We start from the raw sequence: 16,696 nt of genomic DNA, 5'->3' as shown, positions 1-16,696 counted from the left end.
TGGCCTGTCAGGCTGGCGGCGTCAGCCATGGCGATCATCATCCATCGATGCATTCTTACAGGAGCAAGAGACGCAATGAGCAATAAAGCGGTTATCAACACCGAGAAAGCCCCGGCGGCCATTGGCCCCTATTCACAAGCCATCAAGGCGGGCAACACGGTGTATCTGTCGGGCCAGATTCCCCTCGACCCGGACACCATGGCGCTGGTCTCCGACGATTTCGAAGCCCAGGCGCGTCAGGTATTTGCCAACCTGCAGGCAGTGTGCGAAGAGGCGGCGGGCTCGCTGAGCGATATCGTCAAGCTCAACCTCTACCTGGTGGACCTGGACAACTTCGCCATCGTCAACAAGGTGATGGAAGAGTTCTTCTCCACGCCGTTCCCGGCCCGTGCGGCGGTGGGCGTGAAGGCGCTGCCCAAGGGCAGCCAGGTAGAAGCCGAAGCGGTCATGGTGATTGGCGACTAACGCCAAGGCTTGGTACGGCACAGCAAAAAGCGAGCCGTGGGGCTCGCTTTTTGGGTAGTGGTCAAGAGGCTAGTGGTTCACGAAAGCTCGCGCGGTAGCGTCAGGCTTTTTGCAGTTCCAGAAACCCGCCTTCCTTGAGCACCTGCAGATACCCTTCCTTGTAGCTGGGATAGCGGAAGGTGTAGCCGGTTTCACGAATACGGCGGTTGTCGCAGCGCTTGCTGGCCCGGCGGCGCAGGGGGGACTGCATGGTCTCGGTGGACTCCACCTTCAACTGTTTCGCCAGCCACGCCATCACGTTGTGCATGGTCACCGGCTCGCAGTCGCTGCCCAGGTAAAGGTCTGCCAGCGGCGTACCGCTCTCCTGACAGCGAATCAGGTGCGCCAGGATGCCGGTGCAGTCGTCGCGGTGAATCCGGTTGGAGTAGATCACCGGCGTCACGGCGGCAATGCGGCCTTCTGCCACCTGGTGGATCAGGCGGTCACGCCCCGGGCCATAAATGCCCGAGAAACGCACCACGGTGCCAGGCAGCGGGTGGTTGAGCAGTGACTGCTCGGCTTCGCACATCAGGGTGCCGGAGAAGCTGGTGGATTCAGTGGGGCTCTCTTCATTGACCACTTCGCCTTCCTGCTGGCCGTAAACGCTGGTAGAAGAGACGAAGAAGATTCGCTTGGGCGGCGTGTCGTGCTGTTCCAGCACGCTCAGCACACGTTTCAGACCCTCCGGGTAAGCGCTTTGATAGGCACTCTCTTCGAAACGGTCGGCGCTGACGGTGTAAATGACGTAGTCCGCGCTGGGCAAGGCGTTGGCAGGTGCCCCTTCCAGGTCGTTAAGGTCCAGGGCCAGCGGCTCGATGCCCGTGTTGGCCAGTGCATCGGCCTGGCGGCGCACGCCGATCACGCGGTGCCCTTCGTCCAGCAGCTCCTTGCCAAGCGTGACGCCGATATCTCCACAGCCGATAATCAGTACCGTTAGCTTCACCTTGCTCACCCCTCTTGATAAATATTCCCTATTAGATACAAAGTCCCTATGAGATGTGCCATCTTCAATAGGGCTTGTCTGTCCTTTTCCATCTCGCTAATTACGATTACCAGTCACGAGCTGCAACGAGAGGATGCCACTGGCACCACCATGACTTTAACAGAACTACGCTACATCGTAACCCTTGCACAAGAGCGCCATTTTGGCCGTGCCGCTGAACGTTGCCACGTTTCACAGCCCACCCTGTCGGTGGCGGTGAAAAAACTGGAAGACGAACTGGAAGTGGCGCTGTTCGAGCGCTCCAAGTCCACCGTACAGGTAACGCCGCTGGGTGAAAAGGTCGTTGCGCAGGCGCAGCGCGTTCTGGAACAGAGTGGGCTGATTTTCGAACTGGCCAAGGCAGGCAAGGACCAGCTGGCCAACCCCCTGCGCATTGGCGCCATCTACACCATTGGGCCCTACCTGTTTCCCCATCTGGTGCCTGCGCTGGCCAACGCTGCGCCACAGATGCCGCTGTACATCGAAGAGGGCATGACCGGCACGCTGCGCGCCAAGCTGCGCAATGGCGAGCTGGACGTGATCATCGTGGCGCTGCCCTTCACCGAAACCGATGTAGTCACCAAGCCGATCTATGACGAGCATTTCGAAGTGCTGATGCCCGCCAGCCATCCGTGGGTAGCGCGTGAAGCCATCCACAAGGAAGACCTGCTGGAAGAGCGCCTGCTGCTGCTGGGGGAAGGCCACTGTTTCCGTGACCAGATTCTGGAAGCCTGCCCGGCCATTACCCAAAAGCTGAACAGCCCCAACAACACCCTGATTGCCGAAGGCGGCTCGTTGGAAACGATTCGCCACATGGTGGCCTCCAAGCTGGGCATTACCGTACTACCCCAGTCGGCGCTGGGCACCGACCAGTACGAAAACGCCATGCTGGTCAGTCGTCCCTTTGTGGAGCCCGCGCCTTCGCGCACGGTGGCGATTGCCTGGCGCGCAAGCTTCCCCAGGCCCAAGGCCATCGATGCCCTGGCCCAGGCGATTGGCCAGTGCCAGCAACCGGACCACAAGGCCCATACGGACTCATGAGTGAACTGGCTGCTCCGGTCACGGCGCTGAAGGGCGTAGGCGACGCGCTGGCCATCAAGCTGGCGCGGCTGGGGGTCGAGCGCGTCAGCGACCTGCTGTTTCACCTGCCGCTGCGCTACCAGGACCGTACGCGACTGACGCCGATAGGCCATCTGCGGGCGGGCCAGGAGGCGGTGGTGGAAGGGGAAGTGACCGCCAGCGACGTGGTCAAGGGGCGGCGGCGCAGCCTGCTGGTGCGGCTGCGCGACGGGAGCGGCATCCTGAGCCTGCGGTTCTTTCACTTCTCTCCGGCTCAGCAGCAACAGCTGCGCCCCGGTGCCACCGTGCGTGCGTTCGGCGAAGCCCGGGCAGGAGCCACGGGGCTGGAAATCTACCACCCGGAGTATCGCCTGAGCGGCAGCAGCGAAACCCCGGTGGAGGAGTACTACACGCCCATCTACCCCACCACGGAGGGGCTGCATCAGGCACGTCTGCGGGCCCTGGCCCAGCAGGCGCTGCGCCTGCTGACGCAAGCCCCTGAAACGCTGCCGGACGTGATCCCCGACACCCTTCGTCAGCGCTTCCAGCTACCGGGGCTGCATGCCAGCCTGCAGCTCTTGCACCAGCCACCACCGGACGTGGACCTGGAGCAGCTTGCCCAGGGGCTTCACCCCGCCACCCGGCGGCTCGCCCTAGAGGAGCTGCTGGCCCACCAGCTCAGCCTGCGGGAAGTGCGCCTGCGCATTCAGGCCGATGGTGCGCCGACGCTGCCCTCCGGGCGTAGCCTGCAAACCCGCTTTCTGGCGCAGCTGCCGTTTGCCCTCACCGGTGCCCAGCGCCGCGTGCTGGAGGAAATCGCCCTCGACCTGGCACGCCCAGCGCCCATGCTGCGGCTGGTACAGGGGGATGTGGGGTCGGGCAAGACGGTGGTGGCGGCCATGGCCGCGCTCTCGGCGCTGGCGGGCAACTGCCAGGCGGCCATGATGGCGCCCACGGAAATTCTCGCCGAGCAGCACTATCGTTCGTTCAAGGCATGGTTCGAGCCACTGGGCATCGACGTCGCCTGGCTGGCGGGCAAGCTGAAAGGCAAGGCGCGGCTGGATGCCAAGGCCGCCATCGCCGATGGCCGAGCGCGGATGGTGGTGGGCACCCACGCGCTGTTTCAGGACGATGTGCATTTTCAATGCCTGGGGCTGGCAATCATCGACGAACAGCACCGCTTTGGCGTGCACCAGCGCCTCGCCCTGCGTGAAAAGGGGGAGGCCGGCGGGCTGACGCCTCACCAGCTGATCATGACCGCCACGCCGATTCCCCGCACCCTGGCCATGAGTGCCTACGCCGACCTGGACGTGTCGGTGATCGACGAGCTGCCGCCGGGGCGCACGCCGGTGAAGACCGTGGTGGTCTCGGACGAGCGCCGCCCGGAAGTGGTCGAGCGTATCCGCAATGCCTGCCGCGATGGCCGCCAGGCCTATTGGGTCTGCACGCTGATCGAGGAGTCCGAAGTGCTCCAGTGCCAGGCGGCGGAAGTCACGCGGGACGAGCTCACCCAGGCGCTGCCGGAGCTGGCCATCGGGCTGATACACGGGCGCATGAAGGCCGCTGAAAAAGCCGAGGTGATGGAGGCTTTCAAGACCGGCGAGCTGGATCTTTTGGTCGCCACCACGGTGATCGAGGTCGGCGTGGATGTCCCGAATGCCAGCCTGATGATCATCGAAAACCCGGAGCGCCTGGGACTTTCTCAGCTTCACCAGCTACGCGGGCGTGTTGGGCGGGGCAGCACCGAAAGTTTTTGCGTGCTGCTTTACCACGCGCCGCTTTCCAAAAGCTCCCGAGAGCGGCTCAGCGTGATGCGCGAAACCACCGACGGCTTCCGCATTGCCGAAAAAGACCTGGAAATTCGCGGCCCCGGCGAAGTGCTCGGCACCCGCCAGACCGGCCTCGCCCAGATGAAAATCGCCGACCTGGAGCGCGATGCCGACCAGCTGGAGCGGGTCACCGCCCTGGCCCAGGCGCTCCAGGGCAACGCCGAAGTCACCGCGGTACTGGTGCGCCGCTGGCTGGGCGAAGCCGCCGGGCGCTACGGGCAGGTGTGAGGGTCGGTGTGAGGCTGCAGGTGTAAGAGACCGGTGTGCGGGAGTTAGCGTAGCGCTCCAGCCGCGTCGGTTTGAAGGCTGCCGGGCGCCACCAGTCGCCCAGCCGCCTCGCTGAGCGGGCCCAGTTGCTCGGCGATCAGACGCAGCTGGCTCTGGATGGGGCGGTAGTGGGTCATGGCCTTCTCATCCAGCGTATTGCTCTGCTCTTCCAGCAGCGCCAGCAGCTCCTGGGCCTGGGCGGCCAGCGGCTCCACCGGCAGGCGTTTGTCCAGCTGTGTGGCCAGCTGCTCCAGCAGGGCGCTGATGCGTTTGGCCAGCGGCACCAGGGTGGCGTCGTCTTCGTCGTCGGCCAGCCGATGACGGTGTGCGCCTAACGCTGAAAGGTGGCTGAGCAGCGTGTTGGAGAGCACCAGGAAGCGCAGGCCGTTGTCGGCGTCCTGTTTGCGGTAGTGGCCTGGCTCGTGGAGCATGTTGGTCAGCAGGGTCGAGAGCGCCGCATCGGCGTTGTGGGCATTCCGCCGGGCCAGGCGGTAGGCCAGGTCGTCCTGCTTGCCCTCTTCGTACTGGTGCACGATCTCGTCCAGGTAGTGACGATGGTTGGTCAGCACCTTGCCCGCCTCACGGTAGAGCCGCCGCCCTTGCCAATCCGGCAGGATAAAGAACACCGCCAGCCCGGCAATCAGCGAGCCAATCAGGGTATCGAACAGCCTGGGCCAGATCAGATCGAAGCCATCCCCCACCTGATTGAAGCTGCACAGCACCAGCAGGGTGATGGAGGCAGTGGCAATCACGTAGTGCTTTTCCCGATTGGCGAAGAAGGATACCCCCGCCGCCACGGCGATCATGCTCTGGACCAGCGGTTGGGGAAACAGGCTGATCGACATCCAGCCCGCGGTCAGGCCCAGCACCGTGCCAAGGATACGCTGAGATAAAAAGCGCCGCGTGGTGGCAAAGTTGGGGCGGCACACGAACAGCGTGGTCAGCAGTATCCAGAAACCCTGCTTGGGGTCCAGCCACTGCAGCAGCCCATAACCGACCACCAGGGCCGTGGTCAGGCGTACCGCATGGCGAAAGGTGGGCGAGCCCAGCGTGAAATTGAGCCGCACGCGCTTCCAGGCTTCCAGCAGGCTGGAAGGCGAGCGGTCGTAGAGGGCGCTGTCGCGGCGCTCTTCATCGGCGGCAGGGTTATGGGCGCTGGCAATCTGGGCTTCCAGGGTAGTGAGGTTATCGGCCAGGGCGGTCAGCGGGCGAATCAGCGGCCGCCACTCGGGCTTGCCGCGTTCGCGGAGGTTCTCGATGGAGGCGCGCAGGTCGGCTAGCGCCTGCTCGCTCTGCTCGTGACTGAACGGGCGATTGAGCAGCAGCGATTTGGCCAGCTGACGGCAGGCACGGCCCTGCTGGTCCAGCAGGCGCTGGCAGCGAAACAGCACGTCGTGATGGAAAAACGCATCGGTGAGCGCGCTGTAAGGGTAGTGGGTGGAGCTGGCCCGCTCGTGGATATCCTGGGCAATGAAGTAGATCTGCAGGTAGCGGTTGAGCTTGCGGCTGCCGCGCTGGCCTTCGAGGCGGCGAAAGATCATCTCCTTGGCCTGGTTCAGGGCATCCACCACCTGGCCGTTCTGGCGGGCCAGCGCCACGCGTCGGGCTTCCACATCGACCCCGCGCACAGGCTCGAAAAGCGCCGACTTCAGGATCAAGAACTCCCCCAGCGCCTTGTACACCCGTGCCATGCTCTGCTTGACCGGCTGACGGGAGAACAGCGCGCACCAGACCACGGAAATCGCCCCGTACCAGGCAGCGCCGCCCAGCAGCAGCAGCTGGCGTGCCGCCACGTCCTCATCCACTCCGCCGTGCTGCTCGATGTTGATCATGGAGTAGATCGACAGAATCAGCGTGCCCGAGGCAATGGTGGCGTAGCGCTGGCCAATGGCGCCCAGCATGATCAGCGTAAAGGTGGAGACTGCCAGCCCCACGGCAAAGAGCCACGGCCAGGGGAATAGCCACTGCACCACGAACGAGGCCGAGGCAAAGCACAGCAGGGTGACCGCCAGGGCTTGTGCCCGCCCTTGCCAGCTGTCGTCGGTTTCCGAGAGCGCGCAGGCGATGATGCCGAGAAACAGCGGGATCACCAGGGCCACGTCGCCCATCAGCCCGCTCAGCAACAAGGCGCCGCTGAAGGCGATGAAGACCCTCAGGCTGTAGGCGAACTTATCCAGTGTCCAGAGGCGGCGTAAGGGCAGTGAAATGGGCATAGTGTGTCTAAGCGGACCTCGAAAGTGTGGTGTTGTTAAGTTGTTAGACTTTAGTCGTGTTCGAGTATAGAGCCAACTCGGCGCCGCTGTCGCTATCTGGCGCAGGCCAACGAACGCTGGGCGTTGGCCAAGCGTTTATTCGCTTGGGTGTTCTAAAAAGTAGCGCACAAAATCGCTATGATTGGAACAGTAACCTTTCGATACTCGGAGTGACTCTAAAAAAAACAGGATCACTCCCATGGATCTCAAACTGCTGCTGGACTGGCGTCTGCACCTCACGGTGATCGTGACGTCGATGTTGTCGGAATGGATAGGCATCGTACGCATGCCGCTGGGGCCAGGAACGCTCTTATTACTCCCTCTGCTTTACGCCTTCGTGATCGGCGTGCTGCTCAATCCGCATCTGTTTTCGGCGATGGGCAAGGTCATTCCCAAGCCGGTCAGCCATGCGGCCGGGCCCATCATCCTGATCGCTATTCTGCCGTTCATCGCCAAATTTGGCTCTACCATTGGTCCTGCCATCGAGCAGATCATCGCCGCCGGGCCTGCGCTGATCCTTCAGGAGCTGGGCAACCTGGGCACCATGCTGCTGGCGCTGCCGTTTGCGGTGCTGGTGCTGAAGATGGGCCGTGAAGCGGTCGGTGCCACCTATTCGATTGCCCGTGAGCCCAATATTGCCATCATTTCGGATCGTTATGGACTGCGCAGCCCGGAAGGGATCGGCATCATGGGCGTCTACGTGGTGGGCACCATGTTTGGCACGCTCTACTTCGCGCTGATGGCGGGCTATATCGCTTCGCTGGACATTCTGGATATCCGCGCCCTGGCCATGGCCTGTGGAGTGGGCAGCGGCAGCATGGTGGCGGCGTGTTCGGCCGCCCTCGCCGAAGTAGTGCCAGCCTCGCGGGACGAGCTGCTGGCCTTTGCCGGGGCCAGTAACCTGCTGACCTATGCCACCGGGCTGTATATCTCCCTCTTTATCGCGCTGCCCGTCACCGAGTGGATGTACAAGCGCCTGACCGGTAACCGCCAGGAGACGCAACATGAAGGCTAACGAGATGACCACAGAACCCCTGGACAAGAGTGCGCTGGAAGAGCTGCGCCCGGAAAACCAGCTGGGCAAGACCGCACTGGTGCTGGCAGCGGTCTGCGTGGCGGCCTGGTTCAGCAATACCGTCAACGGTGCACCGCTGCTGGAAGCGCTGCCGGGCATGCTGATTCTTTATGGGCTGGTGATCATTGGCCTGGTCATGGGTCGTCTGTGCCCCTTCTACCTGCCCAGCGTGGCCTGGGTGTCCCTGGTGAGCATTCTGGTCACACTGCCCTCGTTTCCAGGGAGCGCCTGGATCGTATCGCAATTGGCGGCGGTGAATTTCCTGGCGGTCGTGACGCCGGTATTGGCCTACGCCGGGCTGGCGCTGACCGGCCGTGAGTTTGCCATGTTCCGCCAGACCGGCTGGAAGCTGGTCATCGTGGCGTTGCTGGTGTTCACCGGCACGTTCATCGGCTCCGCCGTCGTCGCGCACATCATGCTTTAAGGAGTGAACCATGGCTGCGTCAGTGACCATACCCGACAGCGCTGAACTCGCCGCCTGGCGGCAGGATTTCCACCAGCACCCTGAAACCGCCTTCGAGGAGCACCGTACCAGTGCGCGTATCGCGTCGCTGCTCACCCAGTGGGGCTTCGATGTCACCACGGGCTTGGCGGGTACGGGCGTGGTGGCCACCCTGGATGGCCAGCAGGGGGAAGGCAAGACCATCGGCCTGCGGGCCGATATCGACGCCCTGGACATCCGTGAAGAGACCGGGCTGGCCTACGCCTCGCAGACGCCGGGCAAGATGCACGCCTGCGGACACGATGGCCATACCACGATGTTGCTGGGAGCGGCCTGGGCGCTGAAGCAGCAGCCCGACTTCAAGGGGCGGGTGGTATTCATCTTCCAACCCGCCGAAGAGAACGAAGGCGGTGGCCGTGCCATGGTGGAGGACGGCCTGTTCGAACGCTTTCCCATGGACGCCGTGTACGGGCTGCACAACTGGCCCGGGCTGCCGGTGGGGGTCGCTGCGGTGCACGATACCGACGTCATGGCCGCGTTCGACATCTTCAGCCTGACGCTGACCGGTAAAGGCTGCCATGCGGCGATGCCCCACCTGGGCACCGATACGGTGCTGGCGAGCTGCCAGCTGATCAGCCAGCTGCAAGGGCTGGTGAGCCGTGAAACGCCGCCGGACAAGTCGGCGGTGCTGAGCATCACCAGCATCAATGCCGGAGACACGTTCAACGTGATTCCCGAGCAGGTGGCGCTGCGCGGCACGCTGCGCTGCTTCGACATGGCGCTGAAAGAGCGCCTGGAAGCACGTTTCAAGCAGGCCATTGCCAGCCTGGCCGAGTTCCATGGCTTGACGGTGGAACTGGATTACCAGCGCTGCTACCCCGCCACGATCAATACCCCAGCGCATGCCCAGCACTGCGCCACGGTGCTGGAGGGGCTGCTTGGCCAAGGCAAGGTGCTGCGCAACCCGCCGCCCAGCATGGCCTCCGAGGATTTCTCGTTCCTGCTGGCCGAGTGCCCAGGTGCGTATATCTGGATGGGCAACGGCGAAGATTCGCCGTCGCTGCACAACCCCCACTACGACTTCAACGATGCGCTGTTACCGCTCGGAACGCGCTACTGGGTAGCGCTGGTCAACGCACTGCTCGTCTGAAAATGACGTAATACATCCATTCGCTCTCTGATGCCCACTGGGTAGGGGAGCGTTTACCCCGCATTCAGCGTTTCATGGCATGCCAAGGAGTTTGATGATGTCGCAAACCGAACACGCTTTATCGATTACCGTGATAGGCCTGGGCCAGATGGGCGGCAATATGGCGCTGACCTTGCAGGCCGCCGGCTTCGAGGTCACGGGCAGTGACCTGTTTGAGGCCGCGCGGGCACGGCTCGCAGGCTTGGGCCTGGCCGTGGTGGCACCGGATGCCCTGCCAGCCAGCGATGTCTACCTGCTCTCGCTGCCTACTTCTGCCCACGTGCGCGAGGTGATCGAAACCTCTCCTGGCCTGCTCGCCCTGGCCCCCAAGGGCAGTGTGATCGTCGATACCTCCACCAGTGACCCCGCCGTCAGCCGCGAGCTGGCCGAAAAAGTTACCGCAGCGGGCCTTCACTGGCTGGATGCCCCGGTCAGCGGCGGCCCCAAGGGCGCCGCCAACGGCACGCTGGGCATGCTGCTGGGCGGCGATGATGCCACCCTGGAGCGAGTGATGCCGATGCTGGAAGCCATGTCGGCCAAGCGCACCCATGTGGGCGGCCCGGGCAGCGGCCACGTGGTGAAGCTCGCCAACAACTACCTGTGTGCGGCGCACCTGCTCACGACCGCCGAAGCCGTCGCCATGGCCGCCAAGGCAGGCGTCGAGCCTGCCGCCTGCCTGGCGGGTATCAACAGTGGCTCGGGGCGCAGCGCCATCAGCGAGGTGAACTTCCCCGAGTGGGTGCTGAGCGAACGCTTCGATTCGGGCTTTACTACCGGCTTGATGCGCAAGGACCTGCGCCTGGCGCGGGACGCCGCCGAGCAGTTGGGTATTCCCCTTGCCTTGCTGCAGGCGGTGGTGAATGCCTGGCACGCAAGCCCGGAGCAGCCCGCCGATAGCGACGACTTCAACCATATCACCACGCCGATTCTTGCCTGTGCCCGCCAAACGGAGAGCCACTCATGAGCCCACTCAGCCAACATGCCAGCGACCAGCTTGCCGCCCTCCTGAACGGCTTTGGGTTAGCGGCAAAAACGCCGTTGAGCAACTGGATCGATGGTGATCTGGTGGCCGGAGAAGGCGAAGAGATCACGCTGATCAACCCGGCGACGGGGGAGGCGCTGGTCAGCTACCGCGATGCGGGTGCGGCGCTCATCGAGCGCGCCACGCAAGCCGCGCAGCGGGGCCAGCGCGAGTGGATGGCGTTGACGGCCAGCGAGCGCGGGCGGCGGATGAACGCGGCAATACGGGGCCTGGAAGGCCATGAAGAGGCGCTGGCACAGCTGGAAAGCGTGGTGGCGGGGAAACCGATTCGCGACTGCCGGGCCGAAGTGGGCAAAGTACGCGAGATGTTCGAATACTACGCTGGCTGGTGCGACAAGCAGCACGGCGAAGTGATTCCGGTACCCACCACGCATCTTAACTACGTGCGCCACGTGCCTTATGGGGTGGTGGGGCAGATCACGCCTTGGAACGCGCCGATGTTCACCTGTGCCTGGCAGCTGGCACCGGCCATGGCGGCGGGCAATGGGGTGGTGCTGAAACCTTCCGAGCTGACCCCTTTCACCTCGGTGGTGATTGCCCAGCGGCTGGAAAGCGGCGGCCTGCCCAAAGGACTGATCAACATCGTCAACGGGCTGGGCAGAACCACCGGTGCGGCGCTGACCGACCATCCCGCCATCAGCAAGCTGGTGTTTGTCGGCTCGCCCCAGAGTGGTCGCCTGATCGCCGAGGCGGGGGCACGGCGCCTGGTGCCCAGCGTGCTGGAGCTGGGCGGCAAATCCGCCAATATCGTGTTCGCCGATGCCAAGCTTGATGAAGCGGTAGCTGGCGCCCAGGCAGCCATCTTTGCGGCGGCGGGCCAAAGCTGTGTGGCGGGTTCGCGGCTGCTGATCGAGCGCTCGGTCTTCCAGGAGGTCACTACCCGCCTGGCCCGCGCGGCGGAGCAGATTCACGTGGGCCTGCCCAGCGATGAAGCCACCCGCATGGGGCCGCTGCAGAACCGCCGTCAATTCGAGCAGGTGACGCGCATGATCGAGGCCGCTGAAGCGGAAGGGGCAAGCGTGCTGACGGGGGGCAAACGCCCGGAAGGCTTGCCTGACGACGCCCAGGGCTACTTTATCGCGCCCACGGTGCTGGTGAATGTCACCCCCGACATGGAGATTGCCCAGCAGGAGGTATTTGGCCCGGTGCTGATCGCCATGGCGTTCGACGACGAGGCCCAGGCCGTTCGGCTTGCCAACGACACCCGGTTTGGGTTGGCCGGTGCCGTGTGGAGCCAGGACGTGGCCCGAGCGCATCGCGTGGCGGGGCAGCTGCGGGCGGGCACGGTATGGATCAATAGCTACAAGGCGATCAGCGTGATGTCGCCGTTCGGGGGCTTTGGCGACAGCGGCTTTGGCCGCTCCAGCGGTCTGGACGGCCTGCGCGAATACACGGTGCCGCAAAGCGTCTGGGTGGAAACCGCACCGGAGGCCAGCGTGGCGTTTGGCTACGGCAGCGGTGTCGGCTGATTCGATGCCGGGTCCCGAAAGGCCTGCATCCAGCGCTGCAGGTGGCGAAGCAGCAGGATACTGGCCTTGGGCTGCTGGCGGCCCACCCGGGTGACCATGTGGGCCTGGGAGCGCTGAAACAGCGGGTCGTCTACCGGGCGTGCGACAAGGCTGCCGATGTCCAGGTCGTGGGCGACCGCAAACGCCGGTAGCAGCGTTACCCCCATGCCGCTGCGCACGTATTGCGCCAGTATCACCATCGAGTTGGTGTTCATGGTCATACGCGGGGCGAGGCGTGCCTGTTGGAACGCCTGATCGACCATCTGGCGCACGCCATGGGTGGTGTCCCACATGGCCATGGGCTGGGTGCTGAGCTGTGCCAGGGTGAGCGGGTGGGGCTGCTCGGCCAAGGGGTGATGCGGCGCCAGAATGGCCATCAACGGCTGCGGGCTAGAGGCCCAGAAGCGCAGCTGCGGATGGGTACGCTCGTGAAACATCAGCCCGATATGGCTTTGATCCTCGACAATCGCATCGATGATGCCGGACGTGCCCGCGATATGGATATCCAGCTGGATGCCCGCATAGCGCTGGGTGAATTCATGCAAGGGAGAAGCCACCAGGTCGCTGACGAAGCCTTCGCCCACGGTGAGGGAAATCGTTCCGGTTTCCAGGCGCTGGTAGGCTTCGAGGGACGTGATGAAGCTTTCGTCGAGGGCGCTGCGCCGCTCGCAGTACTCCAGCAGCATCTCGCCGACGGGCGTGGGGCGTATGCCGCCGCGCTGGCGTTCCATGAGGGTTGCTCCCAAGGCTGCTTCCAGCAGCACTATCCTATCTGCTGACTCACCGCCGAGGGAGCTATCTCCAAGCGAAGCTTCCTGATGGTTTTTTCATCTAACTACTACATAGTTCCCTGTCCTGGAGACGCAATAGTTAACCTTGGCCCCTAGATTCATAGAATAACCGCAGCACTTTGGATCACAAGGTAGAAGCAGGAGGGCCAGCGCCGGTGCCCTCTCTGCTTTACCAACCAAAGTGAAGCAGAGCATGGCATACCGACAGCTGACCCAGACCCAACGATACCAGATTCACGCTTACAGGTGTGCAGGCATGAGCCAGCGACAGATCGCCAGAGCTATTGGTGTTCATGACAGCACGGTGAGTCGGGAGCTGCGTCGTCACACGACGCCCGAGGGGTATGACCCTGAGCAGGCCCAGCAACGTAGCGACCATCGACGCCGCACCGCCTGGAAGTGGACGAAGCGCCTACCCAGCCTGATGGACTTCGTCGCCAGACGGCTCCGCGAGGAGTGGAGTCCCGAGCAGATCAGCGGCTTCATGGCCCCCTTGATTGGCGTGGGCGTTAGCCACCAGTGGATCTACTCCCTGGTCCGGGATGACAAGGCCCGGGGTGGCGGCCTGTGGCGGCACCTTCGTCAGCCCCGGCGGCACAGCAAACGCCGTGCCCGGGCCAAAAGCGCAGGACTTGGCAGGATCCCCCATCGCGTGGGCATCGAGCATCGCCCGGCGGAGGTCGAGGAACGCCGCTTCATCGGGCATTGGGAGGGTGACACCGTGGTTCAGGGGCACAAGCAATCGGGCCTGGTCACCCTGGTAGAGCGGCGTAGTGGTTATCTCCTGGCAGCACGGTTGCCCAGGGTCTCAGCAGACCTGACGCAAGCGGCCATGATCCGGCTGTTGAAGCCACGCCGGGGAGCTGTGAAGACCATCACTCTGGACAATGGCTCCGAGTTTGCCAGTCACGTCGCCGTTGGCCAGGCGGTCAGCGCAGATATCTACTTTCGTGACCCTTACTGCTCCGGCCAGCGTGGGAGCAACGAGAATACCAATGGCCTGATCAGGCAGTACTTCCCCAAGGGGACAGACTTCCGTCAGGTCACCGATGCCGAGCTGCGCAGGGTGGTCAGGAAGCTCAATGACCGCCCTCGAAAGCGACTCGGTTACCGGATACCGGCACAGGTGTTCCTGGGAGAGTACTCAGGAGCCCTGGACACAGCAGGTGCTGCACTTATTGCTTGAATCTAGGGCCGAAAACCCGCAATTGAGAATTAAGTATGTCCTATAATACTTGATGAAGAAACAAGGCAACGGCATTGGATGATATCCAAATTAACCCTTGGTATGCTTTGTGTCTATATGCAATAGACCCGCTTTGCCCCAGTTTTGGTCGTCATAATCTTGGAGGAATATTGTGACAGATTCCGGTTTGACATTATAGCTGTCGACAAATGCTTCGGTAATTTTCTTGATGAGCTCACGTTTTTGCTCCAACGTCCGGCCTGGAGACTGGGCGATAGTAACGACGGGCATAGATAGTTCCTTATTCGTGTATGAAATTTTGAAAATGTTGTTAGCTCTGCTCTCTTGACGGTTTTTTGATGCGCCACTCTAACTTAGAGACCATCAAAAAATTACCGAAGATGATAACGCCAACACCTGAAAAAGTAGTTGGATCCCAGTGGAAGTCTTCAAATAATGTGGAAATCAGTATCGCTACGACTGGGAAGGCCACCATGCAATATGCAGCCTTATTGATGCCGATCTTATTCACCAGAGTCAAATAAATAGTGAACCCTAGTACGGATGCAAAAGCTGAAAGGTAAAGTAAGCTGAGAATATATTGGTAAGTAAAACTGAACTTAAAGGGCGTTCCTGTGAGGATAACAGCTAACAATAAGATCAGAGCTCCGTACCCCATAGAATAACCATTGCTGGTTAGTGGAGTGATGCCTTTGGAACTGTTACGAATAGATATCATATTGCCAAATGAAAAAATCAATGTTCCCAGTAACGCGAATAGTATGCCAGTGAACAGATCTGCGCCGAAAATTTGCTGTGTCAGCTCACGCCAGAATAAAAGAATAATGCCTGCTACGCCAAAAAACATTCCTGCGAATTCACTCAGTGAGGTGTTCTGATGTAAGAATAGCCAACGGTTTATACTATTAAAAAGCAGCACTGTGGAAAAAATGATAGCGACAATTCCGCTGGGGATATATTGCGTAGCATGATAAAAGCATAAGAAATTTAAAGAAAAGAAACACACTCCTTGTCCAACAAACCAAAGATGGTCAATAGGTTTTGTTTTTTGTAATTTTTTAATAATAATTAGGCATGGGAGAAGCAGTAGGGCCGCGATTACGAAGCGGTAGAAAATAGAGGCCAGTATCGGTACGTCCCCCAACTGCATTTGAATGGCAATCCATGACGACCCCCATACCATAATGCAAGCGAAGTACAGAAAAGCGGTCATTTATACTCGTCTCCTTTACTTTGCTTATTAAAAGCTTTAGGCGTGTTTATAGCCATACATTCTTTTATAAAGTCACTCAGCCGGATGACTCCTTCTTTGAGTTCCTCAGGGGTTAGATAGCTGAACGAGAGCCTGATTTCATTGGACTCTCTAGGCGGTGAGTAAAATATTTCCATGGGTGTCCAAAGAACACCATGCTGCTCAGCAGAGATTTTTAGCAGCGACAAATTAACTGGGAAAGGAAGCCTGAGCACTAGGAAAAAACCACCTTTAGGTCGATTCCATGATATTTGTGACCGTAAGTGGGATCCCTCGGGAAAGCTTGCGTCTAATTGATTTAGTAAATCGTCTAGATTATTTAGATAAAAATTTATTTTTGTTTTACAGTGGTGTCGAAGGTCCCCTTGGCACTCCAGTAGTACGCCGCCTACAATTGCTTGACCAATAGGTGAAGTGTTGAGTGTAAGCATACTTTTTATCTTTGTTAATGCTAAGGATAATCGTCTGGAAACAATAAACCCCACCCGTACACCGGGAAATAATGTTTTAGAGAACGAACCGAGGTATGCAACGTGGTTATTATGCAGGTCGAGTGAGATCAAGGTAGGATTAATACTCCTCTCTGATCCGAAAATGCCATAAGGGTTGTCTTCTAACAAGGTTAGATTGTAATTGCGGGCAAGTTTGACCAACTCTTTGCGCTGATTAAGCGGTAGGGATATACCGATGGGGTTGCAGAAATCCGCATTGATGTAAAGGGCTTTGACTTTTCCCCCCTCTGCTTCTGTGGCTTGAATTTTTTCCTTAATTTCACTAATTTCCACACCGTGTTCATGGATATCGAATGTCTCAATACGGATGTCCAACAATCTTGCTGCGCCAATAATGCCTACATAAACAGGTTGAGGAACTAGTAAAACATCGTCACTATCAGAAAAAAGAGCACGTAAAATTAGTAGCATTCCCTCCTGTGCACCAGACGTGACTACAATATCCTCTGGGGAGCAAGTAATACCGTCTGTTATATTCAGCATGTCAGCAATGAGTGCGCGAATATATCCTTCTGAGGGGCCGTATTGAAATAATTGAGTTATCACGCCGCTCTCTAAGCGATGCTCATTTTTCATAAGATGATCGATATAAATATTTATATAAAAGCTGATGTCGCCGAATTTAAAGTCCTTTTCTATAGGACGACCAGGGGCGAACGATATTGCTTCAGGATATTGGCTGGCAATATCATTAAGGAACGTCATAGTGTTTAAGCATGGGTCAGTTAAAGATGAGTGAAGTATAAGTTCATCTCGGTTTGCCTGATGAGTCGACGCACCCATAA

At 60.2% G+C, this 16,696-nt stretch carries 15 protein-coding genes; 9 read left to right on the top strand and 6 right to left on the bottom strand.

Translation table 11 applies throughout. From position 1 onward, the window contains the following. The first annotated feature begins 75 nt into the window (after positions 1–75). Positions 76–465, top strand: a complete 390-nt coding sequence (locus LG409_RS18205) for a RidA family protein (RefSeq protein WP_016915500.1) — start codon at positions 76–78, stop codon at positions 463–465. Between the two features lie 100 nt (positions 466–565). Here the strand turns inward: LG409_RS18205 and LG409_RS18200 are convergent, their stop codons facing one another. Continuing rightward, positions 566–1,447 carry an SDR family oxidoreductase gene (locus LG409_RS18200; protein ID WP_096923366.1) on the bottom strand — a complete coding sequence of 294 codons (882 nt, stop codon included), beginning with the start codon at positions 1,445–1,447 and terminating at the stop codon, positions 566–568. Between the two features lie 150 nt (positions 1,448–1,597). Between LG409_RS18200 and LG409_RS18195 the strand changes: the two genes are divergently transcribed. Both LG409_RS18195 and recG read left to right on the top strand, forming a co-directional pair. Further along, positions 1,598–2,527, top strand: coding sequence for a hydrogen peroxide-inducible genes activator (locus LG409_RS18195; RefSeq protein ID WP_081138541.1), 930 nt, complete (start codon positions 1,598–1,600; stop codon positions 2,525–2,527). Continuing rightward, a complete protein-coding gene (gene recG / locus LG409_RS18190; RefSeq protein WP_096921776.1) occupies positions 2,524–4,602 on the top strand; it encodes an ATP-dependent DNA helicase RecG in 2,079 nt (692 codons plus the stop codon). Before LG409_RS18195 ends, recG begins: the two co-directional genes overlap by 4 nt. A gap of 44 nt (positions 4,603–4,646) precedes the next feature. On the opposite strand, the gene yccS is transcribed toward recG, so the two are convergent. After that, positions 4,647–6,854: a YccS family putative transporter gene (gene yccS / locus LG409_RS18185; RefSeq protein WP_227407349.1), complete on the bottom strand. Its 2,208-nt coding sequence runs from the start codon at positions 6,852–6,854 to the stop codon at positions 4,647–4,649. A 238-nt stretch (positions 6,855–7,092) separates the two neighbouring features. Between yccS and LG409_RS18180 the strand changes: the two genes are divergently transcribed. The 5 genes from LG409_RS18180 to LG409_RS18160 all read left to right on the top strand — a co-directional run bounded on the left by LG409_RS18180 (position 7,093) and on the right by LG409_RS18160 (position 12,110). Further along, complete coding sequence (locus LG409_RS18180) at positions 7,093–7,908, top strand: DUF3100 domain-containing protein (RefSeq protein ID WP_227407348.1); 816 nt, start codon at positions 7,093–7,095, stop codon at positions 7,906–7,908. Continuing rightward, entirely contained in the window at positions 7,898–8,392 is a 495-nt protein-coding gene (locus LG409_RS18175; protein WP_084123778.1) for a hypothetical protein, read from the top strand. The genes LG409_RS18180 and LG409_RS18175 overlap by 11 nt, the downstream gene beginning before the upstream one ends. Before the next feature lie 10 nt (positions 8,393–8,402). Beyond that, entirely contained in the window at positions 8,403–9,560 is a 1,158-nt protein-coding gene (locus LG409_RS18170; RefSeq protein ID WP_058577671.1) for a M20 aminoacylase family protein, read from the top strand. A gap of 97 nt (positions 9,561–9,657) precedes the next feature. Beyond that, positions 9,658–10,563: an NAD(P)-dependent oxidoreductase gene (locus LG409_RS18165; protein ID WP_227408146.1), complete on the top strand. Its 906-nt coding sequence runs from the start codon at positions 9,658–9,660 to the stop codon at positions 10,561–10,563. After that, on the top strand, positions 10,560–12,110 hold the full coding sequence (locus LG409_RS18160) for an aldehyde dehydrogenase family protein (RefSeq protein ID WP_227407347.1): 1,551 nt from the start codon (positions 10,560–10,562) through the stop codon (positions 12,108–12,110). The genes LG409_RS18165 and LG409_RS18160 overlap by 4 nt, the downstream gene beginning before the upstream one ends. Here the strand turns inward: LG409_RS18160 and LG409_RS18155 are convergent. After that, entirely contained in the window at positions 12,089–12,880 is a 792-nt protein-coding gene (locus tag LG409_RS18155) for a LysR substrate-binding domain-containing protein (protein WP_227407346.1), read from the bottom strand. The genes LG409_RS18160 and LG409_RS18155 overlap by 22 nt on opposite strands. 253 nt (positions 12,881–13,133) lie before the next feature. Here LG409_RS18155 and LG409_RS18150 point away from each other — a divergent pair, with 253 nt between their 5' ends. After that, the gene (locus LG409_RS18150; RefSeq protein ID WP_189464221.1) at positions 13,134–14,126 is read left to right on the top strand and encodes an IS30 family transposase; all 993 of its coding nucleotides are present in this window, start codon (positions 13,134–13,136) and stop codon (positions 14,124–14,126) included. A gap of 90 nt (positions 14,127–14,216) precedes the next feature. On the opposite strand, the gene LG409_RS18145 is transcribed toward LG409_RS18150, so the two are convergent. Genes LG409_RS18145 through LG409_RS18135 form a run of 3 tightly spaced genes read right to left on the bottom strand, consistent with a single transcriptional unit; the run spans position 14,217 to position 16,694 of the window. Then, complete coding sequence (locus tag LG409_RS18145) at positions 14,217–14,444, bottom strand: tautomerase family protein (RefSeq protein ID WP_260851367.1); 228 nt, start codon at positions 14,442–14,444, stop codon at positions 14,217–14,219. A gap of 13 nt (positions 14,445–14,457) precedes the next feature. After that, positions 14,458–15,360 carry a DMT family transporter gene (locus tag LG409_RS18140; RefSeq protein WP_096921784.1) on the bottom strand — a complete coding sequence of 301 codons (903 nt, stop codon included), beginning with the start codon at positions 15,358–15,360 and terminating at the stop codon, positions 14,458–14,460. Next, entirely contained in the window at positions 15,357–16,694 is a 1,338-nt protein-coding gene (locus LG409_RS18135; RefSeq protein WP_189464222.1) for an aminotransferase-like domain-containing protein, read from the bottom strand. Before LG409_RS18135 ends, LG409_RS18140 begins: the two co-directional genes overlap by 4 nt. Positions 16,695–16,696 lie beyond the last annotated feature (2 nt).

Origin of the sequence: Halomonas sp. NyZ770, from assembly GCF_020616575.1 — a bacterium.
GTDB lineage: Bacteria > Pseudomonadota > Gammaproteobacteria > Pseudomonadales > Halomonadaceae > Vreelandella > Vreelandella hamiltonii.
This window is presented reverse-complemented; position numbering and strand designations above follow the sequence as displayed.